The organism is Pelagimonas sp., assembly GCF_058892305.1.
Genome location: NZ_JBZXVN010000017.1, coordinates 128,163 through 151,826 on the forward strand (window position 1 = coordinate 128,163; position 23,664 = coordinate 151,826).

Annotated in this window: 22 protein-coding genes; 10 read left to right on the plus strand and 12 right to left on the minus strand. The window is 56.2% G+C overall.

What is annotated here, in order from left to right; genetic code table 11:
- Positions 1 to 116 precede the first annotated feature (116 nt).
- A complete protein-coding gene (locus AC5EFR_RS07135; protein WP_493575176.1) occupies positions 117 to 1,121 on the minus strand; it encodes a Fe(3+) ABC transporter substrate-binding protein in 1,005 nt (334 codons plus the stop codon).
- 80 nt (positions 1,122 to 1,201) lie between these two features.
- Positions 1,202 to 2,029, minus strand: a complete 828-nt coding sequence (mazG, locus tag AC5EFR_RS07140) for a nucleoside triphosphate pyrophosphohydrolase (RefSeq protein WP_493575177.1) — start codon at positions 2,027 to 2,029, stop codon at positions 1,202 to 1,204.
- A gap of 61 nt (positions 2,030 to 2,090) precedes the next feature.
- Here mazG and AC5EFR_RS07145 point away from each other — a divergent pair, with 61 nt between their 5' ends.
- The 7 genes from AC5EFR_RS07145 (at position 2,091) to AC5EFR_RS07175 (ending at position 9,075) form a co-directional block, all read left to right on the plus strand.
- Complete coding sequence (locus tag AC5EFR_RS07145) at positions 2,091 to 3,248, plus strand: M20 aminoacylase family protein (RefSeq protein WP_493575178.1); 1,158 nt, start codon at positions 2,091 to 2,093, stop codon at positions 3,246 to 3,248.
- 125 nt (positions 3,249 to 3,373) lie between these two features.
- Positions 3,374 to 4,534 (plus strand): M20 aminoacylase family protein, encoded by a 1,161-nt coding sequence (locus AC5EFR_RS07150; RefSeq protein ID WP_493575179.1) that lies wholly within the window; start codon positions 3,374 to 3,376, stop codon positions 4,532 to 4,534.
- Positions 4,535 to 4,626: 92 nt separating this feature from the next.
- The gene (speB, locus tag AC5EFR_RS07155; RefSeq protein ID WP_493575180.1) at positions 4,627 to 5,586 is read left to right on the plus strand and encodes an agmatinase; all 960 of its coding nucleotides are present in this window, start codon (positions 4,627 to 4,629) and stop codon (positions 5,584 to 5,586) included.
- A gap of 130 nt (positions 5,587 to 5,716) precedes the next feature.
- Positions 5,717 to 6,124 (plus strand): DUF1499 domain-containing protein, encoded by a 408-nt coding sequence (locus AC5EFR_RS07160; protein WP_493575181.1) that lies wholly within the window; start codon positions 5,717 to 5,719, stop codon positions 6,122 to 6,124.
- A gap of 31 nt (positions 6,125 to 6,155) precedes the next feature.
- Entirely contained in the window at positions 6,156 to 7,205 is a 1,050-nt protein-coding gene (gene prfA, locus AC5EFR_RS07165; protein ID WP_493575182.1) for a peptide chain release factor 1, read from the plus strand.
- A 59-nt stretch (positions 7,206 to 7,264) separates the two neighbouring features.
- Entirely contained in the window at positions 7,265 to 8,149 is an 885-nt protein-coding gene (gene prmC / locus AC5EFR_RS07170) for a peptide chain release factor N(5)-glutamine methyltransferase (protein WP_493575183.1), read from the plus strand.
- 212 nt (positions 8,150 to 8,361) lie between these two features.
- A complete protein-coding gene (locus AC5EFR_RS07175) occupies positions 8,362 to 9,075 on the plus strand; it encodes a DUF4167 domain-containing protein (RefSeq protein WP_493575184.1) in 714 nt (237 codons plus the stop codon).
- Between the two features lie 665 nt (positions 9,076 to 9,740).
- On the opposite strand, the gene rsmA is transcribed toward AC5EFR_RS07175, so the two are convergent.
- From rsmA to lptF, 6 genes are all read right to left on the minus strand, one after another.
- Positions 9,741 to 10,580 carry a 16S rRNA (adenine(1518)-N(6)/adenine(1519)-N(6))-dimethyltransferase RsmA gene (rsmA, locus tag AC5EFR_RS07180; protein WP_493575185.1) on the minus strand — a complete coding sequence of 280 codons (840 nt, stop codon included), beginning with the start codon at positions 10,578 to 10,580 and terminating at the stop codon, positions 9,741 to 9,743.
- Between the two features lie 76 nt (positions 10,581 to 10,656).
- A complete protein-coding gene (gene pdxA / locus AC5EFR_RS07185; RefSeq protein WP_493575186.1) occupies positions 10,657 to 11,631 on the minus strand; it encodes a 4-hydroxythreonine-4-phosphate dehydrogenase PdxA in 975 nt (324 codons plus the stop codon).
- An 11-nt stretch (positions 11,632 to 11,642) separates the two neighbouring features.
- Positions 11,643 to 12,863 carry a peptidylprolyl isomerase gene (locus AC5EFR_RS07190; protein ID WP_493575187.1) on the minus strand — a complete coding sequence of 407 codons (1,221 nt, stop codon included), beginning with the start codon at positions 12,861 to 12,863 and terminating at the stop codon, positions 11,643 to 11,645.
- A complete protein-coding gene (locus tag AC5EFR_RS07195) occupies positions 12,851 to 15,013 on the minus strand; it encodes an LPS-assembly protein LptD (RefSeq protein WP_493575188.1) in 2,163 nt (720 codons plus the stop codon). The genes AC5EFR_RS07190 and AC5EFR_RS07195 overlap by 13 nt, the downstream gene beginning before the upstream one ends.
- Positions 15,010 to 16,104, minus strand: a complete 1,095-nt coding sequence (gene lptG / locus AC5EFR_RS07200; protein WP_493575189.1) for an LPS export ABC transporter permease LptG — start codon at positions 16,102 to 16,104, stop codon at positions 15,010 to 15,012. Before lptG ends, AC5EFR_RS07195 begins: the two co-directional genes overlap by 4 nt.
- Entirely contained in the window at positions 16,101 to 17,210 is a 1,110-nt protein-coding gene (lptF, locus tag AC5EFR_RS07205; protein ID WP_493575190.1) for an LPS export ABC transporter permease LptF, read from the minus strand. Before lptF ends, lptG begins: the two co-directional genes overlap by 4 nt.
- Before the next feature lie 151 nt (positions 17,211 to 17,361).
- On the opposite strand from lptF, the gene AC5EFR_RS07210 reads away from it, so the two are divergent.
- Both AC5EFR_RS07210 and AC5EFR_RS07215 read left to right on the plus strand, forming a co-directional pair.
- The gene (locus AC5EFR_RS07210) at positions 17,362 to 18,828 is read left to right on the plus strand and encodes a leucyl aminopeptidase (protein WP_493575191.1); all 1,467 of its coding nucleotides are present in this window, start codon (positions 17,362 to 17,364) and stop codon (positions 18,826 to 18,828) included.
- Positions 18,829 to 18,831: 3 nt separating this feature from the next.
- Positions 18,832 to 19,290 (plus strand): DNA polymerase III subunit chi, encoded by a 459-nt coding sequence (locus tag AC5EFR_RS07215; RefSeq protein ID WP_493575192.1) that lies wholly within the window; start codon positions 18,832 to 18,834, stop codon positions 19,288 to 19,290.
- A gap of 9 nt (positions 19,291 to 19,299) precedes the next feature.
- Here the strand turns inward: AC5EFR_RS07215 and AC5EFR_RS07220 are convergent, their stop codons facing one another.
- From AC5EFR_RS07220 to AC5EFR_RS07235, 4 genes are all read right to left on the minus strand, one after another.
- Positions 19,300 to 19,881: a retropepsin-like aspartic protease family protein gene (locus tag AC5EFR_RS07220; protein ID WP_493575193.1), complete on the minus strand. Its 582-nt coding sequence runs from the start codon at positions 19,879 to 19,881 to the stop codon at positions 19,300 to 19,302.
- 69 nt (positions 19,882 to 19,950) lie between these two features.
- A complete protein-coding gene (locus tag AC5EFR_RS07225) occupies positions 19,951 to 20,571 on the minus strand; it encodes a MarC family protein (RefSeq protein WP_493575194.1) in 621 nt (206 codons plus the stop codon).
- Between the two features lie 38 nt (positions 20,572 to 20,609).
- Positions 20,610 to 22,463, minus strand: a complete 1,854-nt coding sequence (locus AC5EFR_RS07230) for an ABC-F family ATP-binding cassette domain-containing protein (protein WP_493575195.1) — start codon at positions 22,461 to 22,463, stop codon at positions 20,610 to 20,612.
- A gap of 82 nt (positions 22,464 to 22,545) precedes the next feature.
- Positions 22,546 to 22,995, minus strand: coding sequence for a hypothetical protein (locus AC5EFR_RS07235; RefSeq protein WP_493575196.1), 450 nt, complete (start codon positions 22,993 to 22,995; stop codon positions 22,546 to 22,548).
- 233 nt (positions 22,996 to 23,228) lie between these two features.
- Between AC5EFR_RS07235 and ndk the strand changes: the two genes are divergently transcribed.
- Complete coding sequence (gene ndk, locus AC5EFR_RS07240) at positions 23,229 to 23,651, plus strand: nucleoside-diphosphate kinase (RefSeq protein ID WP_299928284.1); 423 nt, start codon at positions 23,229 to 23,231, stop codon at positions 23,649 to 23,651.
- Positions 23,652 to 23,664 lie beyond the last annotated feature (13 nt).

Here is a 23,664-nt window from a genome sequence, read left to right on the forward strand (position 1 = left end):
ATTTCTAGTGATAACGGCAGCAAAAAACCGCCATGCTCTCTTGGGCACGGCGGTTTTGTTTTGTCATGTCACGCTCAAAATCCAAGGGCTGGCAGGCGTGGTTTTAGCAGAGGGCCTTAGCCGTCGAAGTCGACAGTTTCGACAAGCTTCAGAGCTTCGGCACGGTGGCCTGCGAGGGTCATCAAGTTGACGTCGTCTGCGGTAAAGCTGCCCCAGCCTTTGACCAGATCGTCAGCTTCGGTGCCCGGTGCGATTGGGTATTCGAAATTGGCCTTGGCGTAGATTTCCTGAGCCTTTGGCGAGGCCAAGAATTCCATCATTTTCAGAGCGTTCTCTTGGTTGGGGGCGGATTTCGTCATCGCCACTCCCGAGACGTTCACATGGGTGCCGGCCCCTTCGAACACGGGGAAGGTCACGTTGACGCTATCGGCCCAAGCTTTTTGCTCTTCGTCTGACAGCATTTTGCCCATGTAGTATGTGTTGCCTAGCGAGATGTCGCATTCACCGGACCAGATCGCCTTGACCTGAGCGCGGTCGTTGCCCTGAGGTTTACGTGCAAGGTTGGCTTTGACGCCTTCGAGCCAGGTTTTGGTTTCTTCGGCCCCGTGATGTTCGATCATCGCCGACACTAGCGCAATGGTATAGGCGTGGGTGCCTGAGCGCGTGCAAATACGACCCTTCCATTTCGGGTCTGCGAGGTCTTCGTAGGTGGTGACTTCACCTTCTGCGACGCGATCCTTGGAGGCGTAGACAATCCGCGCGCGCGTGGTCAGGCCCCACCAATGACCTTCGGGGTCATGATAGGCGGCGGGTACGTTGGCTTCGAGCGCTTCGGATTTAACCGGCTGGGTCAGACCTGCATTCACGGCGGCGGCCAGGCGTGAAATATCTGTGGTCAGGATCATGTCAGCGGGGGAGCGGCTGCCCTCGGCTTGAAGGCGCTCAATCATCCCCTTTTTTAGGTAGGCGACGTTGACCTTAATGCCGGTTTCTTCGGTAAACGCATCCGTAAGCGGCGCGATCAGCTCGGGCTGACGGTAGGAATAGATGTTGATTTCTTCTGCAATAGCGGGCGCGGCAACGGCAAGGGTGGTGAGGGCGGTGGTGAGGCGCAAGAACATGGTGCTCTCCTAAAGCAACGTTTTCGTTGCGCGCCTCTTAACCTGACTAAATTACTTGGGTCAATACCTGATAGTGATTATCAGGTACTTTTCTCATAAGCTTTTGCATCATCCCAAAGCCCGTCCATTTCTTCTAGGTTGCTGTCTTTTGGGGATTTTCCGCGCGCCTCCAACGCCGCTTCGATAAACTCAAAGCGACGGGTGAATTTGGCATTGGCGGCGCGCAAGGCCGCTTCGGGGTCAATTTTCCAGTGTCTGGCCAAGTTTGCCATGACAAACATCAAGTCCCCAAACTCTTCGAATTTTTCCTCGGGCGTCTCGCATTGTTCAACTTCGCGCATTTCTTCGACCAGTTTGTCAAAGACCTCCTCGGTGCTGGGCCAATCAAATCCGACCCGCGCGGCGCGGTTTTGCAATTTCACCGCCCGCATCAAAGCGGGTAGGCCCATGGCGACACCGTCCAAGACACCGGTTTGTTTTTTGGCGGCGCGTTCGGCGGCTTTGATTTTTTCCCAATCCAAAGTTTGTTGGTCTGAGGATTTGTCACGGTTTTCGTCACCAAAAACATGGGGGTGCCGGGCGACCATCTTGTCCGACATGGTATCGGCGATGTCATCAAAGTTGAAATACCCGGCCTCATCGGCCATTTGGGCATGAAATACTGATTGAAAGAGCAGGTCGCCCAGCTCTCCCTTAAGCTCATCCCAAGCCTCGCGCTCAATGGCGTCGGCGACTTCATAGGCCTCTTCAATGGTATAGGGGGCGATGCTGGCGAAATCCTGTTCCAAATCCCAGGGGCATCCGCCGTTTGGGTCGCGCAGGCGGCGCATGATTTCGATCAGGCGGGGCATGCCGCCGTTTGGGGTGTGTACCAGTTTGTCAGAGGCGTCTTTCGTCACGTCGGTCATTGCATGTCCCAAGGCTTTTGTTCACCAAAGGGATGCGGCATCAAGACAGAGGAGTCCAGCCATGGCAGTTGTGAACCGAATTGCGGGTTTTGCAAAGGAAATGGCGGGATGGCGTCAGCATATCCACCAAAACCCGGAACTGGGGTTGGATTGTCATGAAACGGCGGCTTTTGTTGCCGAACGTTTGCGCGAATTTGGTGTTGATGAGGTTCATGAAGGTATCGCAACCAGTGGTGTGGTCGCGGTGATCAATGGCACGGGCGATGGGCCGGTGACTGGATTGCGGGCCGATATGGATGCGCTGCCGATGGATGAAGCCACCGGAAAACCCTATGCCAGCCAAGTGCCGGGGCGTATGCATGCCTGTGGCCATGATGGGCATACGGCGATGTTGCTGGGCACGGCAAAATACTTGGCCGAGACGCGCAATTTCTCTGGCAAGGTTGTCTTGCTGTTCCAACCGGCCGAAGAAATCATCGGTGGCGGGCGGATTATGGTCCAAGATGAGAACGTGATGGAACGGTTTGGGATCGAAGAGGTTTATGCGCTTCACACGGACCCATTTGGAGAGCTGGGCGAGTTTCGCACAAATGGTGGGCCTATCATGGCGGCGGTGGATGATTTCACCATCACGGTTCGCGGTAAGGGGGGGCATGCGGCCTATCCCGCCAATTGCCGTGATCCCTTTCCATGTGGGGTGGCGATTGCACAGGCCCTGCAAACCATTGTCAGCCGAAATGTCGATCCGCTTGAGGCCTTGGTTGTCTCGATGACCCAATTTCACGGCGGATCAGCCATGAATGTGATTCCTGGTGAATTGATGATTGCGGGAACGGCGCGCAGTTTGACACCCGAGGTAAGGGCGTTGGCCGAGCAGCGCATCCGCGCCATTGTTGAGGGGCAGGGGGCGGCTTTTGAAATGGAGGTCGAGCTGGACTACGATAAAAGCTACCCGCCGTCGATCAACCACGAAAAACAGGCGATGTTTGCGGCGGATGTGGCGCGCGAGGTGTCGGGGCAGGTGATTGATGATCTGCCGCCGGAAATGGGTGCCGAAGACTTTTCCTATATGCTTGAGGCGCGACCCGGTGCGTTTTTGTTTTTGGGCCAGGGGGTTGGGCCGTCAGTGCATCACCCGGAGTTTGACTTTAATGACGAGGCGGCCCCGATCGGGGCGTCTTTCTTTGCCCGGTTGATTGAAACGCGGCATCGCGTCTAAGCGGGCCCAAATTCCGTGCACGGAATTTGTAAAATCCATGTATGGATTTTGTTGCGCGCCGCGTGAGAGAGCGCTTGAGCTTTGAGAGGAATTGCGAAAGGCTCTGGCGCAAAGGAGACTTATCGATGCCTATCGTGAATTCTATCGCCGCTATGCAAGATGATCTGACGGAATGGCGTCGTCATCTTCATCAGCACCCAGAACTTGGGCTGGATTGCTTTAAGACGGCTGCGTTTGTTGTTGAAAAGCTGCAGGAATTCGGGATCACCGAAATTCACGAGGGCATTGCACGCACCGGTGTTGTTGCCATTATTGAAGGGCGGGAGTCCGGGCGCACCATCGGGTTGCGGGCCGATATGGACGCGCTTCCTATGGATGATATGTCGGGCACGGACCACGCTTCTAAGGTGCCCGGAGTTGCCCATACCTGTGGCCACGATGGCCATACGACCATGTTGCTTGGGGCGGCGAAATACCTTGCCGAAACCCGCAATTTCGCCGGACGGGTTGCGTTGATTTTTCAACCGGATGAGGAAGGTGGCGGTGGCGGCCGGATCATGGTCGAAGAGGGCATGATGGAGCGTTTTGAGATCGACGAAGTCTTTGGTATCCATAATTCACCCGAGGACGCTGAAGGGCATTTGTTGACCGCACCGGGCCCGTTGATGGCTGCGGTGGACAGCTTTCAGATCAATATCAAGGGCAAAGGTGGCCACGGGGCGATGCCTTATTCCACGCGGGATCCGATCATGGCGGCCGTGGCGACCGTACAATCCATTCAATCGATTGTGTCGCGCAATGTTGATGCTTTGGATCGTTTGGTTGTCAGCGTCACACAAATCCATTCCGGTACCAGTCACAATATCATTCCAGACACGGCCTTTATCGAGGGGACGGTGCGCAGTTTTGACAAAGACGTTCAGGCTTTGGTCATGGAACGCATGGCTGAGATCGTCGACCATCAGGCCAAGGTCTTTGGGATGACAGCGGAGCTCACCTATGAACAGGGCTATCCGGCGACGGTGAATCATGCCGATCAGGCGGCTTTTGCGGCGCAAGTTGCGCGCGAGGTTGTTGGCGATGACAAGGTGGATGACAATGTCAAACCCATCATGGCCGCCGAAGATTTTTCCTACATGCTTGAGGCACGTCCGGGCGCGTATTTGTTTCTAGGGCAGGGCGGAGGGCCGGTTTGCCACCACCCCGAGTTTGATTTTAACGACGCCATTGCGCCGGTTGGGGCCAGCTTTTTCGCCAGATTGGCCGAGAAAGCCTTGCCCTTGTGATCTGACCTGAGGCAGAATTTGATCAAATGTGGTGGCCGGCCCTTTGCAATGTCGCCCACCCACCCACCCCGACACTGCAAAGGGCCTGATCCATGAGCCTCGAAGATGCCAAAACCCAAATTGACCACGCTTTTACGCGCGAGGATTTCAAAGGGCCTTCCTTTGAAAATGTGTTTGCCGGGGCAGCCTCGTTCCTACGTCGCAAGTACTCCAAAGACCTGAGTGGGGTGGATATTGCTGTCACCGGCCTGCCTTTTGACCAGGCCGTCACCAATCGGCCCGGCACGCGCCTTGGCCCGCGTGCGATCCGAGAGGCGTCTTTGCTGCAACCTTGCGATGCGCCGTATGGCTGGGGCTATGATGTGTTGTCGGAGTTTGCGATTGCCGATTTTGGCGACATGGCCTTTGACTATGCCCGCCCCGATCTGGTCCCCGGTTTGATCAAGGATCATGTGGCAGGAATTTTAGCGCAGGGAAGCGCCTGTGTCGTTCTTGGTGGCGATCATTCCGTCACGTACGGGTGCCTGCGCGCCCATGCCGAGAAACACGGGCCGCTGAGCGTGATCCAGTTTGACGCGCATACGGACACATGGGCGGATGATGACGCGGGGCGCGTGGATCATGGCACTTTCATGTACAAAGCTGCCAAGGAGGGCGTGGTTGTGCCGGAACACTCGGCCCAGATTGGCATTCGAACCGATAACCCGGATACGATTGGGTTCAACATCCTCGATGCGCGTGCGGTTCATCGCCAAGGCCCCGAGGCCATTGCCCAGCAGATCAAAGACATTGTTGGCGACAACCCGTGTTATATCACCTTTGATATTGACGCGCTTGATCCGGCCTATGCGCCAGGAACGGGAACCCCGGTTTGGGGAGGTTTGACAAGCGCGCAAGCGGCGGTGATGCTGCGTGATTTGGCCGGGATAAATATGGTTGGCGGCGATGTTGTCGAAGTTTCGCCGCCCTTTGACACCACCGGTGCCACCGCCATTGCCGCGGCGCATGTGGCGACCGAACTGCTTTGTTTGTGGGGTTGGACCCGTCGCTAGGCGAAACTCTGACTGATGCCCAAAAATCGCTGGGAAACCGCAAATGTGATGAAAGCGCTCTTTTAGAATCGTGCTTTTGGGTGCATCGATAAGGCGAGCATAATAATAAAATCAGAGGACCATCGTGCGCATGGCATTTTTCGCGATTCTCATCGCCGTTTTGGGTGTGTTGGGGTGGATTAGGTTCGCCCCGTCCGAAGTGGGGGATTGGCATGTTGATCCGCAAGTTTCGGCGGATCAGGACCTAACCGATGGTGTCCGCCGCAGGGTAACGGCCGGTGAGGGCGGGTTCGAAGGCTTGCATAAATTGATCATGGCGACGCCACGCACGGTGCTTTTGGCAGGTGGCCCAGAAGATGGGCACGCCACTTATATCACCCGGAGCCTTGGCTTTGGGTTCCCCGATTATACCACTATTCAGGCCAACGGCGACGTGTTGGAAATTTGGGGCCGCTTGCGGTTTGGGCGATCAGATATGGGCGTGAACAAGGCCCGTGTTGACGGGTGGTTGGCGGCCTTCTCGCAAGAGGGTGCTTGACCCGGCTGGCGTGATGGGCAATGCAACCTGAATGATCCCTACTGAACGTTTACAACAAATCAAAGAGCGGCTGGAATATGTCGAAGTGCGCATGTCGACCGGCGAGGGCGATATTGCGCAATTGGGCCGTGAATATTCCGAGCTAAAACCGGTTGTGGATCAGATCCGCGACTGGGAAAGCCTTGTCGGTGATATCGCCGAGGCAGAAGCGATGATGGACGATCCGGAAATGCGCGAGCTGGCAGAAGACGAGCTGCCCGGTCTCAAAGCGCGTTTGCCGGAGGTTGAACATGCGGTGCAATTGGCGCTTTTGCCCAAGGATGCCGCAGATGCCCGCCCGGCGATGTTAGAAATACGCCCTGGTACAGGCGGGGATGAGGCGGCTTTGTTCGCCAGTGATTTGGCGCGCATGTACCAGCGGTATTGCGAAGCGCGCGGTTGGGGCTGGGATGTGATCGAAGAAGCCCTTTCCGAATTGGGCGGGGTTCGTGAGCTTGTGGTGCGCATCAAAGGCGACGGGGTGTTCGCCCGGATGAAATTCGAATCCGGGGTTCACCGGGTTCAGCGCGTGCCGGAAACAGAATCGGGGGGGCGTATCCACACCTCTGCCGCGACTGTCGCCGTCTTGCCCGAGGCCGAAGAGGTCGATATTGCCATCAACGCCAATGACATTCGCATTGATACGATGCGCTCGTCCGGGGCGGGGGGGCAGCACGTTAACACCACCGATTCCGCGGTACGAATTACCCATATTCCGTCCGGTATCGTGGTGACCAGTTCCGAGAAATCACAGCACCGCAACCGTGAGATTGCCATGCAGGTTCTGCGCGCCCGTCTTTATGATGCCGAGCGTCAAAAGGTGGCGGATGAACGGTCTGCGGACCGCAAATCACAAGTGGGGTCCGGGGATCGATCTGAGCGGATCAGAACCTATAATTTTCCGCAAGGGCGGATGACGGATCACCGCATTGGGCTGACTTTGTACAAGCTTGATCAGATCATGCAGGGCGATTTGGATGAAATCGTTGATGCCCTGACAGCGGAACACCAAGCGGCGCTTTTGGCCGATATGGAGAGCTAGGGTGCGACTTGGGCGAAATCTCGTGCACGAGATTTGCAAATTCCGTGCACGGAATTTGGATGCGCGCGCTGCGAGTGTTGCGCCCGTCAGGAGGCGTTATGCGCGGGGCTGAGCTTTTGGCGATGGCAACGCGACGGTTGAACTTCGCCGAGGTGCCAGACGCAGGTCGGGATGCCCGCCGATTGTTGGCCCATGTACTCAAGGTTCCTCTGGGGAGATTGACTTTGTTCTTGCCCGAAGACGTCACACCCGAGTTAGAAGTGATCTTTCACACCTTGATCGAACGCCGGGCCGAACGGGTGCCAGTAAGCCATCTCACTGGTCGGCGCTTGTTTTATGGGCGAGAGTTCTTGGTCACGCCTGAAGTGCTCGACCCGCGCCCGGAAACCGAGACCCTTATCGAGGCGGCTCTGGCACGGCCCTTTGAAAATCTGCTCGACCTTGGAACCGGATCGGGGTGCATCTTGTTGACCCTTTTGGCCGAAAACCAACACGCCCAGGGTGTTGGCACTGACCTTAGCCCAGACGCCCTAAATGTCGCCTATTGGAACCGCAACGCTTTGGGCCTTGGTGATCGGGCCGACCTTGGTCAGGGGAGTTGGTTTGAGCCGTTGAAGGGCACAACACCCAAGTTTGATCTTATCGTCTCCAACCCGCCCTATATCGGCGTCGACGAAATGGCGGGTCTATCACCAGAAGTGCGCGATCACGAACCGCGCATGGCGCTTACGGATGAGGCCGATGGCCTGACAGCCTATCGCCATATTATTGATCACGCGGGCCCGTTTTTGTCGGACGATGGGCGGTTGATGGTTGAAATCGGCCCAACCCAAGGCGCAGCCGTCGCTGAGATGATGCACGCTGCAAATTTGCAGCAGGTGTCAACGATTCCCGATCTAGATGGCCGCGATCGTGTGGTTTTAGGTGTCAAAGCCACAAAATAACGGTTTTAGCGGCAATTTCCGGCTTGTTTGGTCTTTACCTCTTGTTTTGAAGTCGCAGCTATGGTTATTCAAATACCGTCGGGATGGCGGAACACAGTTGCTTGTCCGGCCCGACAGTAAGCCAAACATATAGGTGATCGGTTTCTAAGCTGGCGCGACATGTGCCATACGGTCCCTCAACAGTCGAAAATTAGGCTGAGTATCAAAACATTATGCGCTCTTCCAAATCCCGTTCGCGGAACAAGAATAACCGCAATCGCAACAACAATAATAACCTTGGCAATGTGGTCAATCGGGTGTTCGATAGCTCGGGGCCAGAGGGTAAGGTGCGCGGGACGCCGCAGCAAATTATTGACAAATACAACCAGCTGGCGCGCGACGCGACCCTAAGCAATGACCGGGTCGCTGCGGAAAACTTCCAACAGCACGCCGAGCATTACATGCGCATGCTGAGCGCGGCGCAGCGCGAACAAGATGCGCGCCGTGAGCAGCAGGAAAAAGAAAACCGTGAACGTCAGGCACAACGCGACCGTGATCGTGCCCAACGTGAGGCACAGCACGCTGAGAAGCAAAAGCAACCGGATCCATCCGAAGCCGATCAACCGGATGTTTTGGCGGTGGTCACGCCAGAAGACACTGGTCCTGAGCTGGTAGAGACGCCAGAGGCGAAGCCGGCTCCGCAGCCCGAAGAGGCCCCGAAGCCTTCCAAAAAACCAGCCCCAAAAGAGCCGGTGGCGGAATCTGGAAAAGACGGGGAAACCGAGGCGGAGGACAAACCTAAAGCCGAAAAGCCAAAGAAGCCACGCGCGCCCCGCAAACCGCGTGCACCGCGTAAGCCCAAGGCCGAAACGACCGTTGCCAAGGATGAGCCAAAGGCCGATCCCGCTCCTGCGCCCGATGCAGGCGATGCCCCCGCGGCAGAGTAAGATATTTGGCGAGCGTTTGAACCTAAAAGGCACCCTCTCGGGTGCCTTTTTTACGTTTTGACACCGTTGGTTTTATCGGTCTGGCGAAGCGACTGAAACACGCCAAATTTGCTTGCGCACATTGGTGTTCACCAAAGTCCAGCCGGTGGCGTTGCGACCGTTCGGGCCAAGTTCAAAACCGCCTATGCGCGCCAATTCACCAGTGTCACGATCTGGCACGGTGGCGGAAACGGAGGTTCCTTTGAGAGCAACTGTACGTTTTTGCCATTGCGATTTTCAGAGTAAGCTCATGTGCCAAGGGGGCGGTTGCACACATGCGGCTTGGAACGCACATCTAGGCCATTCACCGGTTTGTATTTGAGAATATAGCCGTCTCGATCAAACTAATTGGGTCCCAATGGCTCTCCAGTCGGCGGTGCTCCGTCGTTGTCGTAATTGACGCGCTGTCATGAAATCTCAACCGCGCACAACTTGCCTAAGCGTGCCGGTTACCGAGATTGACCAAACAAGCTCGGTGCCTTTTTGAAAGTGCCCGATATCAGACGCAATCGGGTTGTCGGCCAGTGATGGAGGGGAGGGCGAAGGACGCGGGCAACGCGCCGGGATGTGTCCTGAGAAACGCTTCACATTACGACCTTTGCATCAGGACGAACCATGATTTTCAGCTAGTCTTCAAACTGCCGGGCCAAGGCGCAGAATGCCTCAAGAGGAACCTGTTCCGCGCGTTCTGTCGGTTTGATGCTGGCTGCGACCAAACGGTCTTCAATATCGGGGGCCAGTGATTTCAAGGCGGACCGCAGCATCTTGCGCCGCTGGTTAAAAGCCTTGGCGACCACACGCTCCAAAATGTCGGCACGGGCTGGAAAGCGCGGTTCGGGCAGGGCGGTGAGGTGAACCACGGCTGAATGCACTTTTGGCGCGGGCGAAAACGCCTCGGGCGGTAGTGTCATGGCGATGCGGGGATCAGCGCGCCATTGCGAGAGAATGGCAAGACGACCGTAGGCTTTGGAGCCAGGGGCCGCGGTGATGCGCTCGGCGACTTCTTTTTGAAACATCAACGTCAAAGACGACCAAAAGGGCGGCCATTCCTTGGGGGTCAACCAGCGGATCAACAGTTCCGTACCAACATTGTAGGGCAAGTTGGCACAGATCGCGATCGGTGGGGTCAGATGTTCAAGCGGATCAACCTCAAGCGCGTCGCCTTCGACATAGGTAAAGCGGTCCGGATAAAGCTCAGCGATTTGTTGCAGCGCAGGAAGGCAACGGCTGTCCTTTTCTATCGCCAAAACCTTGCGGGCACCTTCGACCAAGAGGCCACGAGTCAAGCCACCGGGACCGGGGCCCACTTCGATCACATCGGTGTTAGACAAATCTCCAGGAATGCGCGCGATGCGCGAGGTAAGGTTGAGATCCAACAGGAAGTTTTGCCCAAGTGCCTTGCGCGCTTTGAGGTCATGCGTGGCTATGACATCGCGCAAAGGAGGGAGGCTATCGATTTGGCTCATGTCTGGTACCGTCTGTTAGGCAGGCGAAATTCCATTAATGGAATTTGCAAATTTCGTGCACGAAATTTGGGGTCGCTCATGGGGCACTGGAGCGGGCCAACTCGTGGGCACGTTTCAGGGCGTGAATGGTTGAGCTTGGGTTTGCAAGCCCTTGACCGGCAATATCGAACGCTGTTCCGTGGTCCGGGGAGGTCCGAACAAAGGGCAAGCCCAAGGTGATGTTCACTCCGCGGTCAAAATCCAGGGTCTTTATCGGGATCAAGGCCTGGTCATGATACATGCAAACCGCCACATCGTAGCGGGCCCGAGCGGCCGCATGAAACATGGTGTCGGCGGGCAATGGGCCGGCAATCTCCATGCCCTCTGTACGCAGCTTGTCGAGCAAAGGGCAGATCAGAGTGATTTCTTCGCGGCCCATACGTCCACCTTCACCGGCATGCGGGTTCAATCCAGCCACGGCAATGCGTGGTGACGCGATCCCAAACTGTTCAACCAAGGCCTGATGGGTGATCCGCAACCGTTGTTCCAACAGATCCGCCGTGAGTGTTTTTGCCACGTCTTCAAGCGCGATATGGATGGTTACGGGCACAACCCTTAGCTCATCCGAGGCCAGCATCATCACGACTTCATCGGCTCTGGCAAGATGGGCTAAAAACTCTGTATGACCCGGAAAGCCAAAGCCAGCTCCATCAGCCAAAGCCTGTTTGTGTATCGGCAGTGTACAAAGGGCCGAAGCCAACCCATGTAGGACGAAATCGACCCCGCTTTCGATGCTTGCAATGACCCCGGCGGCATGGGCTTTTTGCGGCTGTCCGGGCACGCGAGCCCCGTTGAAGGGCATGGGCAAAACCGGCAGGCCTGTGGCGCAGGCCGCAATGGCGTCGCGCGGATCATCCATGACAACATGGGGCACCGAGCCCGGTAAATGCGCCGGATCCCCGATCCAGAAAAACGGCACATCGGCGCGCAAGTCAGCCCAGGCTGCCTCTGCCAATTCCGGGCCGATTCCAGCAGGTTCGCCACAGCTTACAGCGATTGGTTTTTGGGGCACGATTGGCAAGCTCAGTTTTCGATGATACGGGCGTCGGCGCGTAGCTGGGCCAAGAAGCCGTCGGCCTGTGAGGTCACGCGTTGATTGCGCAGGCCCAACGTGATCTGATCTCGATCCACATCTTCACTGATCTTGTTTGTGCGCCCGCACAGCATCAAAAACACCAGCGTCTGACCGTTGGCCCGAGTCAAAGCCGTTGACACCTCGCCCGGATCCAGTTTCGAGAGCTCATAAGCAACATCCGTTGGAATCTCGGACGGCGGGAGCGAGTCACGCTGAAGAACATCTGCAGGCTGCCCCTTGGCCACGCCATAAAGGTCATCACATCGATCAAGCTTGCCTTTTAGGACACGCGCCTTGGCCAGTGTTTCTTCGGACCGCCCACCGGGCATGTAATAGGCTGCATATTCAACGGCCGCAACTTCGGGTGCGGTAAAGGCCCCTTCTTCGATGTCCCGTAGCTGGAACAACGCGATGGCACCGTCTAGCGGGATTGGATCAGTGACTTCACCGGGGCGAAGCGCCAAGAGCAGAGGTTGCAAAGGGGCCGGCATTTCAGACAGGTCACGCCAAGGGAGGCGTCCGCCATTGCGCTTGGTTGCAGTTGCGGAAAAACGCCGCGCCTGGGCGGAAAACGCTGATGGGCTGGTCAGTTGCGCAATACGCTCGGCCCGTTCTTGAACTTGCGCGGCCTGTCGAGGTGGCATCGGCATGATGATTTCTGACACTAAGACTCGCACGTTGCTCCCGCCGCCCTTGGAAAGCGCGCGATCAACTTCTGCTTCTGAAACATTGGACCGCCCGGCAAAGCGCTGCTGTACAAGCATACGCCAGCCCAACCCGGCGCGCACAAAATCACGGAAGGTTTCCTCGGAGACACCAGAGGAGGCCAGCGCCTTGACGAAATCTTCTCGGGACATGTTGGCCCGACCGGCAAATTCAGCCATCCCATCAAGGACCTCCTCGCGAGTTGGTCGTATGCCCGCGTCATTGGCGGCCTGCATCCGCAACCGATCATCAATCAACTGTTGGCGCGCAAGGGTTTCGGAGTTGCCCGGTGCGCGCAGAAGTTTCAACATGATGGCGCGTTGTTGAAGCTCGTATCCGGTAATCACCTGTTCATTGACGGTAATAACAGGAGAAAACAGACCCTGAGCAGGCAGAGTTGTTGGTGCAAGGGTCAACGCGGCTACAAGGGCCAGCGGCGATAAAAAGCGGGTCAATGGGCGCATGTGCGTCGATACTCCTTGGCGCTGCCGCCGGTGCTGAAACCTTTCAGCGAGACAGTCAGGTCGAAATCGGTTGAGGGTTCTAAGTTGGTTGCCGAAGCATATTTACGAGTGGCCTTGAGGTCTACTTCAACACATTCATTTCGGTATTGCAGGCCAAGCCCAAGGCGGTCAAGGCGTTGATCGGCAAGATCATACCGCGCCTCATAGGAACTGTTCCAATGGGTGGACATGCGCACCGTGCTGTCAAGCGTCCATTCTGACTGTGCCTGATCGCGGTATTCGTCGGAATCCGTAACCAGCAAAAGGTAAGACGCTGTCAAATCTAGCCGGGTATTGCTCCAGGTTGCAGATCCTTCGGCTTTGGTGGCGCGGCCAGTGTCATCAAGCAATCCGCGGGCGCTGATCGACAATCCGGAGGGGTGGGTGAAACGACCAGAAACCAGCCAGTCAGAGGTTTTGCCTTTGAGCCCGGAGGAGCGGGTGAAATCCTCATCCAATGTGTCGCGCCAAACGCGTCCGACACTTGCCGCAGCGGACCAGCCGGTATTTGAGACATGCAACCAACGTAACCCAGCAACAAATTGATGCCCGCGTTCACGTCGGTCTGCCGCAGGGAAGCGGGACAAAGACAGCAAGTTTCCTTCGTCAAATTCAACCCGGGTGCTTTCGTCATTGGGGTTGTCGGCCCGCGTCCCACCGACCCAGCCGTATTGAACAATGGGTTCCAGCAAACTGCGGCTGCCATCGGCACCTAGGCGTTGAAAAGGCCAACGCAAGTCGACAGCCACACCCGGAGTAACAGCGGACACCGCACTATCGGAGGTATCGTCCTGTTCAGTGTGATAGTGATCAAGCCAAAGATGGGCCGAGGCCCCGGCACGAAGACCGCCAACAAGCGTCCAACGATCGCGCCAGCTTAGTTCGGCATTCACCCGTGCGACATCACGGCCATCGACATCGAAATCCGCATCATCGCTGTCAATCGGGATCGAGGAATAACGATAGTGGGCATGGCCCTCAATTGAGGCGCGGAATTCGCCACCGGCAAGTTGGCTCGGGAAAAAGCGTTGCTCATGCCCCAAACTCACGGCAATGGCCGCTTGGGTGTCGTTGTCTTCTTGTTCCCGCAAGGATTCAAAATGCGTAAGTTCCGCCCATGTATATTGCAATGGCCGAACCCGTTCCAACGTCAGCGAGCTTTTCAGACGGTCATCATCCGAAATGTTGTAATCGTTCAAATAAGAGGCATCGAGAACGGTGTTGATGTTAAATTTCAGTTTGAAATCTTTTGGAAGATTAAATTTCCCTTCGGCAAACAGATAGCCACGCAACACATCCGGCAATAGAGAATCGCTCGAGGCCGCACCGGTTAATTCCAGATCGCCGTTGGCAAAGGCCTGACGGTAGCGGAATTCCAGCGTCCGGGTTTTTGGCGACAGATAGGGGGTTAGGGTGAGATCCTTGTGATCGCCAATCGGGATAAAATACGGCACGCGCACGCCGGTGCCCAACAAGGTTGAGCTGCGCACGCTTGGTACAAGAAAGCCACGGGCGCGTTTCAATGTTGGATCGGGCAATCGCAAAAAGGGCAGATATAGCACCGGAATATCCAGCACTCGCAATTGTGCGTTATCAAAGTAAAGTTGACGCTCGTCTTGATCATGTACCACACGCGTGGCGCGGATTTGCCAAAGCGGAGTCCCACCGTCTTCGCAGACCTGACACGAGGTGACCGCGACCCGGCTTAGCTGGGTATAACGACCGGCGGCACGGCGGGCCTCAACTGCGGCCAATTGCAATTGCTGGTCCAAAACCATGCGGGCACCTTTGAGAAGCCCGTTTTGGAATTCCTGATCCAAAGTCGCATAGTCTGCTGTTAAGACAGTACCTTGCGCGTCGACAATGCGGATGGGGCCTTCGATTTCGATCTTGTCGATGCTGCGATCATAAATGATCCGATCCGCAGTCAAATGCGCCCCATCATGCAAGGCCTCGACATTGCCGGTGGCCACCAGCCGATCCTGACTTTCGACGAACACGGTGTCGGCCACCAATAGCGCGGGGGCGGAGGTGCCAGTAGGTTCCTGCGCCAACAAAGCTGTTGGGCTGGTCATCATAAGGCAAAAGGCGAGGGCGGTTAGTCGCATCATCCGTCCTCCATATGCAGCACGAGGCCAAGTGCAAGCAGGATCGACGCCACCGGCGGAACCCAAGCGGCAATAAGCGGCGAAAGCTGACCGCTTTCCCCCAAAATCTGGGCGAAATTTCGCACATAGTAAAGCCCAAAGCCCAGCATAACAGCCGACAAAACCGAAAGACCGGTTTTGCCTAGGCGGGCAGGGCGCATGGTAAAGGCCGCCCCGATCAACACCATCGCAACTAGGAAGAGTGGGCGGGCCAGTTCCATATTGAGCCAAACAATATGGCGGCGGGCGGAAAACCCGGCCAATTCGAGATCAGAGATAAAGCCGGGCAAATCCCAAATCGCAACCGAAGAGGGTTTGCCAAACCGGTCGCGAATGCTGTCTGGGGTTAGGGTGGATGTCAGGCTGAGCGTGTCATGCTCTTTGGCCCCGGCTTCGGGGTTTAACCCGGCGGTCAAGGGCCAGGCTTTGACCGATGTCAGCACCCAAGCGCCTTGGGTTAATGTGGCGCGGCGCGCGGTAATGCGCTGAGCCGGGCCGCCATCGGGCGCATAGCTTACGATTGACACATCATAAAGCACGGTGGCCTCTGGATTGGCACGCGAGGCACGGATCACGGCTTGGCCCTGAGGGCCACCCTGACGCAACCAAAGACCTTCGGGGCCAATAGAAACCGCAGACCGGCCGCCATTTTCAAAGCTTTCGCTTAGCTCGATATAGCGTTTTGACGTCGCCGCCACGATTGGGTTCATCATAGCAACGACCAATCCACCTACAATAAAAGCGACAACCAAAGGCGATGCCAGGACCGACAGTCCAGAGCGCCCAACGGCGCGCGTCACAACCAATTCCGATGACCGAGACATGCTGATAAACATCGCGATGGTTGATAGGATCACCACAAGCGGCATGATTTGATAAAGGCCATCAGGAAGTTTCAAACCGACCAATTGCACCACTTGGGCAAAGGTCGCGCCCTCGTCCAGAAATCGCAATTCTTCGATCAAATCCAAGAGCGCCTGAAACAGCGCCAATACGGATAAAACCGACAGGAAGATCACCAAAAACCGTCGCGCATAGTAGAGGTGCAAGGTCATGCGGGCACCTCCGCGGTTTGTGATTTGCGTGGGCGATAGGGGCGGGCAGCGCGCCACAGCATGAATAGAACAATGAGCAAGCCGATGACGCTTGGTAAATAGACAATCGGCCAAAGATGGGGGTCATTGCGGGCCGGTTCGGTAATAGTGCTTTCGACAAGCTTGACCACCACAAGCAAGAAAATGGCCCCGATGATCTGTTTGGTCACCCCAAACCGCGAGAATCCGCCGACGATCAGGGTTGAAAACCCAATCAAGGACGCCACCAAAGCCAGCAGAGGTTGTTGAAATCTTGAATGGGCCTCTTCCAAAACCTCGGCAACGGGTTTCTTGGTCTCGGTTGCGATGGCCTCCGTGTCGAAAAGCAATTCGCGGGTTGTGACAAAGTTCAACCGGCGGCGTTTGGGTTTGGGCGATGTGATGAGACCTGAAATGTCATATGTCAGGTCATTGAAATTGGTGGTCGAAAGGCGTTTCCCTTCGTGATCGAGGGTCTGGGCCATGCCCGACAGCATCACCAATTTTGGCCCGCTGTCGTCGCGCAATAGGTAGGCGCGCTCGGCGGTATAGGTCACTTCTCGCCCCTCTTGTCGGCGGTCCGACAGGAAAACATCGCGCAATTCACCGTTCGGAGAAATGTCACGAATATAAAAGGTTACGCCCTTGGAGGGATGTAGGAAGCTACCTTCGCGCAAAAGACGTGCGGCGACGGAGCTTGAGATTTCCTGCTGGCGCAGCCGCAACTGTTCGACCGATTTCGGCACGAGATAGTTGGTCAAAATCGCCATCATCACCGCAACGATTATCCCGAAAAACAACACTGGCCGTACCAAGCGCCACGGCGAATAGCCGGTGGATTGCACCACGGTCAATTCACTGTCGCCGGACATGCGGTTGGTGACATAAACGGTGGCTGCAAAGGCGGACATTGGCAAAACCAGCGAAATGACCGCCGGGAGACTAAGCGCGGTAAATTCGAGAAAAATGCCGGCGGTGTGGCCATCGGCGATGAGTTGATCAAACAGCACAACGGCCTTGTTGACCCAGTAAACTGATACCAGCACTAGGGCAAAAAAACCAAACAACACCATAAGTTGCGACAGCACATATCTGTCGAATCTCTGCAAACGAAGTGTCCCCCCGGATGTGCCTTCAATTTGCACAATACGTCACCTTTGCCTCGGGGAAAAGGTGGCTCTGGTCAATCGGTGCGCGCAAGGCTAGGTCTTGGGCAAGGTTTAGCCAAAGGAAAACAAGATGACCGAGTTGCGCGCATTCTCATTTGCCCCTGTTGATCTGGATGCATTGGCCGAGGCCACGGGCCGTGTGGCGGTTTTGATCCCGTCCGAAGGCACCATGAGCCCCGGAGCGCGTCGGCTCAATCGCCTGACCAAAGGGTCGATTGCCCGCGTGGTTGAGGATGAAAAATGGGCCGATAAAAAGGCCGGAGACGTTGTTTCCTTGGCCTATCCGGCGGGGATGAAGGCCGAAGCAGTTGATATCATCTGTCTCGAACGTCGTCCCTCGGCTGTTGAGGCCCGCAAAGCGGGGGCCAAATTGGCCAAGGTTGCGGGCAAGGCCGCGCTGACCGTTTTGGGTGAAAACGTTAAACATCCCGCGGAATTTGCCATGGGTTTGGCGTTGCGAGGATATGCTTTTGATGCGCGCAAAACCGCCGAGGCCAAAGATCTCGGCGCGGCCGTGGTGATGTGCAAAGACCCAGAGGTTGCCGAGGAGGCCGCAATTGCAACCCGCGCCGTTGCCGAAGGGGTGACCTTTACCCGTGATCTGGTCTCCGAGCCCGCCAATGTTTTGACAACGACCGAATTCGCCGACCGCCTTGTCGCGCTCAAGGATTTGGGTGTTGAGGTTGAGGTTCTCGAAGAGGACAAGCTTGCCGAATTGGGCATGGGCGCGTTGTTGGGTGTTGGGCAAGGCTCGGCCATGCCGTCCAAGGTTGTTGTCATGCGCTGGAGCGGTGGCAAAGGCGCGCCACTGGCCTTGATCGGCAAGGGCGTGGTGTTTGACACCGGTGGTATCAGCCTGAAACCGGCCCCCGGCATGGAAGATATGACCATGGATATGGGGGGCGCTGGTGTTGTGTCGGGGGTGATGAAAACCCTTGCGATGCGCAAGGCCAAAGCCAATGTGGTCGGCCTTGTTGGCTTGGTTGAAAACATGCCGTCGAGCACGGCGCAGCGCCCCGGCGATATCGTAACGTCCATGAAAGGCGATACGATTGAGGTGCTTAACACCGATGCCGAAGGGCGTTTGGTCTTGGCCGATGTGATGTGGCATGCGCAGATCAGCGAAGAGCCGCGCGCAATGATTGATCTGGCGACATTGACCGGGGCGATTATCATTGCGCTTGGTCATGACAAAGCCGGGGTTTTCTCAAACGATGACAGCTTTGCCAATGACTTCCTCAAGGCGGCAAAGGCCGAAGGCGAGGGCGCGTGGCACATGCCGCTGGCTCCGGTTTACGACAAGCTTTTGGATGGTGGCAAAGCCGACATTAAGAATATCGGAGGCCGCGCGGCCGGGTCCATCACCGCAGCACAATTCCTACAGCGTTTTGTCAAAGACGGTTTGCCGTGGATTCACCTCGATATCGCGGGTGTTGCCCAAGACACAAAAGAAACCGCACTTGCGCCCAAAGGGGCAACAGGTTGGGGCGTTATGGCGCTAGATCGTTTGGTGCGCGACACGTTTGAGGCCGAGTAACCCATGGGGGCCGCGTTCTTTTACCATCTGACCCAGCGATCGCTCGAAGACACTTTGCCCATGTTGTTGGGCAAGGCTTTGGGCGCGGGTTGGAAGGTGGCAGTGCGCGGTACCGATCCCGGCCGGATGGAGTGGTTGGATCAACGGCTTTGGCTGGGGCGGGAGGATGATTTTCTGCCCCATGGCCAGATCGGTGGGCCGCATGATGCGCTCCAACCAGTGCTTCTTACTTGCGGCCCCGAAGCGCCTAATGCCGCCAATTGTGTGATGACGGTGGACGGGGCCGGGATTACCGCCGACGAGGTCAAGGCACTGGATCGGGTGTGCATCCTGTTCGACGGCTATGACCAAGAGGCGGTTCAAAACGCCCGCGTTCAGTGGAAAGAGCTAACGGGCGCGGGATGTTCGGCACAGTATTGGTCCGAGGAATCCGGGCGTTGGGAAAAGAAAGCCGAAAGCTAACGGCCTAAATTAACGTTCTGAAATCATCAAGTTGCCTTTGATCTGAATGCTGTCAAAGCGGTTCAGATAGGTCATTCCCAAAAGCGACGTATCCATGTCTCCGCCATTCACATAGGCCGACACACGGCTATCTTCAAACGGGCCAAGCGTGACGTTATCCAAAGTAACCGGGGCAGTATCGACGGGGCCGTTGGCGGTCATGGCTTGGGTGAAAAACACCAGATTGTCGGGGTCAAGGCCAATGCGTTCTGCGGCGGCATGGGTCAAAACAACCGAAGTTGCGCCGGTATCGACCACAAAGGGAACCGATTTCCCGTTCACGGTTAGGGTCACACGGTAGTGACCATCGCGCCCCTTGGGGAGTTCGACCCGGCCAGCGTCATCAATAACGGTTTGGCGTGGCATTATGTTTTGGCGGATGTCATCCCACAGGCCAATCACAGCCAGCGCGCCAACAAAAATGAACACCCAAGCGGCGGCATCGCGGGCCATCTTGCTAAGCCCGCCCTTGTTTTGAACAATGTACCAACTTCCCAAAACCGCGGCCAATGCCCCGAGATAAATCAAGTTGGCGATTTCAAAATCTTCCATGAAACACTCCTCGCCGCGCGCAAACGATACCCATGTGTAATTTGGGAGTGATTGCAGGGGGATGCAAGACTATCCGGCGGTAATGCCAAAATCGCGCAACCCGTCCAGAACCAATTGTACGGACAAGGCCGCCAAAAGCATGCCCAAAAGCCGCGTGGTGACGATAATGCCGGTGCGTCCCAGCACTTTTTCGACACGACCGGCCTGGAGGAAAAAGGCCAGGCCCATGGTTAGAACCAAAAGCATGATGCCCAAAACGCCGAAGAATTCGGCCAAGCCATCCGCTTGATCCGACAGCAAAATCACCGTGGCAATCGAACCGGGGCCGGCCAGCATCGGAATAGCCATCGGGAAAACAGACGGGTCGGGAAAGTCTTCTTCCTCGGCCCGGTCTTCGCGCCGTTTGGTGCGGCGCTCAAAAAGCATGTCCAAAGCGGTCAGAAACAGCAAAATACCGCCGGAAATGCGAAAGGCCGGCATGGAAATTCCAATAAAGCCAAGGACGGATTCACCGAAAAACGTGAACAAGGTCAGGATTGCGCCGGCGATGATACACGCGCGAAATGCGACCGCGCGGCGATGTGCCGGGCTTGTCCCTTGGGTCAGGGCAATGAACACCGTTGTGAGCCCGACTGGGTCCATAACAACAAAAAGTGTGGCAAAAGCCGTGATGAGAAAAGCCGTGTCCATGTGGTTTGCCTATGCGCTAAACACGGCTGGGACAAGGGTTATCCTGCTTCGGCTTTTTCCAACTTGTCGACGGCTGCTTCCCAAAGGCTTTCGGCTTTGGCAATGCCACCTCTGACTTCGGCGTATTTCTTGTTCCAAACCGCAAGGTCGCCGGCGCGATTGCTTTCGTACAGTTCAGGATCTGCCAGCTTGGTCGATAGCTTGTCCGCCATTTCCTCAAGTTTTCCAATGCGTTCTTCGCATTTCCTAACCTCAGAGCGAAGCGCGAGGAGTTCATCCCGCGTCGCCCGTTTGGGTTTGGGGGCTGCGGGTTTGGCCGGTTTGTTGGGCTTGTCCGGAGTGAGCAACATCGCGCGATAAGCGTCGAGATCGTCGTCATAGGGTTTGACGGTGCCATCACCGACCAACCAAAGGCGATCCGCAACCATGCTAAGCAAATGCATGTCGTGGCTTACCAAAATCACCGCGCCGGAATAGGCGGTGAGCGCCTCAACCAAAGCCTCGCGGCTTTCGATGTCGAGGTGGTTGGTGGGTTCGTCGAGGATAAGCAGATGCGGCGCGTCCAATGTCGCGAGCAAAAGTGACAGGCGCGCCTTTTGTCCACCGGACAGGCGGGCAACCTCGGTATCCGCCTGATCCGCCATCAGGCCAAACCCGGCAAGCAGGGCGCGCAGTTTTGGCGGTAAGGTGGTTGGGCGCTCGCGCTGAAGGTGTTGGATCGGGGTTTCGTCGAGATGTAATTCGTCGACCTGATGCTGGGCAAAATAGCCGATGCGCAGCTTGGAACTCTTGTTCATGCGTCCAGCTTGCAGGGGCAATCTGTCCGAAAGGAGCTTGGAAAGAGTCGATTTGCCCTGACCGTTGCGCCCCAAAAGCGCGATGCGATCGTCCTGATCAATGCGCAGGTCGAGCTTTTTCAAGATGGTGACATCGCCGTAGCCGGTCGCGCCGTTTTCGATATTGATAATCGGCGGTGACAACTCATCGGGTTGTGGAAAGTTGAACACGCGCTTGGCCGCATCTTCGGGCGCGGTGATCATGTCCATCTTCTCGATCATTTTCAGACGCGATTGCGCCTGTTTGGCTTTGCTGGCCTTGGCTCGGAACCGGTCGACAAAGCCTTGTAGATGGGCGCGGCGGGCCTCTTGTTTTCTGGCCTGTGCGCTCGCCTGCGCACGTTTTTCGGCGCGCATTTTGACAAATCCGTCATAAGGCGTACCGTAATAAGTCAGCTGCTTGTCTTCGAGATGCAGGATCGAGCCAACCGCGCGGTTCAAAAGGCCACGGTCGTGGCTAATCACGATGACAGTATGGGGGTATTTGGCGAGATAGGATTCAAGCCAAAGCGCACCTTCGAGGTCAAGATAGTTGGTCGGTTCGTCGAGCAGCAACAGATCAGGTTGAGCAAAAAGGACCCCGGCCAAGGCAACACGCATCCGCCAGCCACCCGAGAAATCGGAACAGGGGCGTTTTTGCGCCTCTGCGTCAAAACCGAGACCTTTGAGGATAGAAGACGCACGGCTTTCGGCGCTCCAAGCATCAATGTCGGCCAGACGTGTTTGAACCTCGGCAATGCGGTTGCTATCGGTGGCGGTTTCCGCTTCGGCCATAAGCTCGGCGCGTTCGGTATCGGCCTCAAGCACCGTGTCGATTAAGGACGTGTCAGAGGAGGGGACCTCTTGGGCGATGCCGCCAATGCGCGCCCGCGGCGGGAGCGAGATCGAGCCGGTGTCGAGGGTCAGCTCTTCTTTGATCAGGCGGAACAACGTGGTTTTGCCCGCGCCATTGGGCCCCACAAGGCCAACTTTGTGACCCGCAGGTATGGCGGCACTGGCCCCTTCAAACAAGGGGCGACCTTCGACGGAATAACCGATATCTTGGATGCGTAACATGGGCGGGCTTTAACAGGCAATTTAAGGCCTGACCACCACCCAAAGGGGGATCAGGCAGGTTTATTGCGATTGCCGCTTAAAGTTACATCACCAAGTGCAGAAGCTCTTTGACATCAGTGTTAAAATTCAGACTGATTGGAAACAGGCCCTCATCTCTTTGTTGGTACAAAATGTACACGAATAGATAGTCTGCACCGGTCCAATAGGCCAAGAGCTCTTGATGCCAATTGTCTGATACAATGTCTGACTTGATCACCTCAACATTGATGAAATCAACAGGGCGAACGCTTCTGATTTTGGCTTGCATAGCGTCCGACTGAGCTTGGTTGTAGTTATGGCGGCCTCCAAAGAGTTCTATAAACTGTGATACTTGGCGGCTTTTGATCAAAGGGTCCAGCGTGTCCCGAAACTCTTGGTAGTCAGAGAACACTGGATAACCGGATACTTCTTTGGTGTCCTGAGCCGTTGCCGGCGCAATCGTTGACACGAGGAACAGTGTCACGAGGCTTGTTATTGCAAAAAAATGAGTCATCGAAACCTCTCTAATTATGCGGTGTCATCTGTTTAGTTGGTCAAAGGAAGGTCACCTTGTCAAACCTTCTGAATTCAAAACCTGGGCCTTGGTTTGGGCGCACCAACCAGCAGCGAGCAGAACGTGCAAAGCTTGATGTCGGAAACGGCTTCCCAAACGAACAGTCCCGTGCTAGGGCGCGCGCAATAGAAACGCCGGGCCGCATGCCCGCACATTTTTGACGGAGCAAGCCCATGACACTTGAGCGCACTTTCTCGATCATCAAGCCCGATGCAACCCGCCGCAACCTAACCGGTGCAATCAACGCCAAGTTTGAAGAAGCTGGCCTGCGCATTGTTGCACAAAAGCGTATCCACCTGACCAAAGCCCAAGCTGGCGTTTTCTACGCGGTACACGCCGAGCGTCCTTTCTATGACGAACTGTGCGAATTCATGGCGTCCGCGCCAATCGTAGCCCAAGTTCTGGAAGGTGAAGGTGCCATCGCGAAAAACCGCGAAGTTATGGGCGCAACCAACCCAGCAGACGCAGCCCCCGGCACCATCCGCGCCGAATTTGCTGAATCAGTTGGCGAAAACTCGGTTCACGGTTCTGATGCACCTGAAACCGCGGCTGTCGAAATCGCGTATTTCTTCTCGGGTCTTGAACTGGTTGGCTAAGCCGAACCGTTCA

Excerpts from the sequence above, each read along its gene's own strand:
- lptG (WP_493575189.1), bottom strand. The coding sequence starts at position 16,104 with ATGACCTTGCACCTCTACTATGCGCGACGGTTTTTGGTGATCTTCCTG.
- AC5EFR_RS07175 (WP_493575184.1), top strand. The coding sequence starts at position 8,362 with ATGCGCTCTTCCAAATCCCGTTCGCGGAACAAGAATAACCGCAATCGC.
- AC5EFR_RS07150 (WP_493575179.1), top strand. The coding sequence starts at position 3,374 with ATGCCTATCGTGAATTCTATCGCCGCTATGCAAGATGATCTGACGGAA.
- AC5EFR_RS07190 (WP_493575187.1), bottom strand. The coding sequence starts at position 12,863 with ATGCGCCCATTGACCCGCTTTTTATCGCCGCTGGCCCTTGTAGCCGCG.
- AC5EFR_RS07235 (WP_493575196.1), bottom strand. The coding sequence starts at position 22,995 with ATGACTCATTTTTTTGCAATAACAAGCCTCGTGACACTGTTCCTCGTG.
- AC5EFR_RS07220 (WP_493575193.1), bottom strand. The coding sequence starts at position 19,881 with ATGGAAGATTTTGAAATCGCCAACTTGATTTATCTCGGGGCATTGGCC.
- AC5EFR_RS07225 (WP_493575194.1), bottom strand. The coding sequence starts at position 20,571 with ATGGACACGGCTTTTCTCATCACGGCTTTTGCCACACTTTTTGTTGTT.
- AC5EFR_RS07230 (WP_493575195.1), bottom strand. The coding sequence starts at position 22,463 with ATGTTACGCATCCAAGATATCGGTTATTCCGTCGAAGGTCGCCCCTTG.
- AC5EFR_RS07215 (WP_493575192.1), top strand. The coding sequence starts at position 18,832 with ATGGGGGCCGCGTTCTTTTACCATCTGACCCAGCGATCGCTCGAAGAC.
- speB (WP_493575180.1), top strand. The coding sequence starts at position 4,627 with ATGAGCCTCGAAGATGCCAAAACCCAAATTGACCACGCTTTTACGCGC.
- AC5EFR_RS07160 (WP_493575181.1), top strand. The coding sequence starts at position 5,717 with ATGGCATTTTTCGCGATTCTCATCGCCGTTTTGGGTGTGTTGGGGTGG.
- rsmA (WP_493575185.1), bottom strand. The coding sequence starts at position 10,580 with ATGAGCCAAATCGATAGCCTCCCTCCTTTGCGCGATGTCATAGCCACG.
- AC5EFR_RS07195 (WP_493575188.1), bottom strand. The coding sequence starts at position 15,013 with ATGATGCGACTAACCGCCCTCGCCTTTTGCCTTATGATGACCAGCCCA.
- ndk (WP_299928284.1), top strand. The coding sequence starts at position 23,229 with ATGACACTTGAGCGCACTTTCTCGATCATCAAGCCCGATGCAACCCGC.
- AC5EFR_RS07210 (WP_493575191.1), top strand. The coding sequence starts at position 17,362 with ATGACCGAGTTGCGCGCATTCTCATTTGCCCCTGTTGATCTGGATGCA.
- AC5EFR_RS07135 (WP_493575176.1), bottom strand. The coding sequence starts at position 1,121 with ATGTTCTTGCGCCTCACCACCGCCCTCACCACCCTTGCCGTTGCCGCG.
- prfA (WP_493575182.1), top strand. The coding sequence starts at position 6,156 with ATGATCCCTACTGAACGTTTACAACAAATCAAAGAGCGGCTGGAATAT.
- mazG (WP_493575177.1), bottom strand. The coding sequence starts at position 2,029 with ATGACCGACGTGACGAAAGACGCCTCTGACAAACTGGTACACACCCCA.
- AC5EFR_RS07145 (WP_493575178.1), top strand. The coding sequence starts at position 2,091 with ATGGCAGTTGTGAACCGAATTGCGGGTTTTGCAAAGGAAATGGCGGGA.
- prmC (WP_493575183.1), top strand. The coding sequence starts at position 7,265 with ATGCGCGCGCTGCGAGTGTTGCGCCCGTCAGGAGGCGTTATGCGCGGG.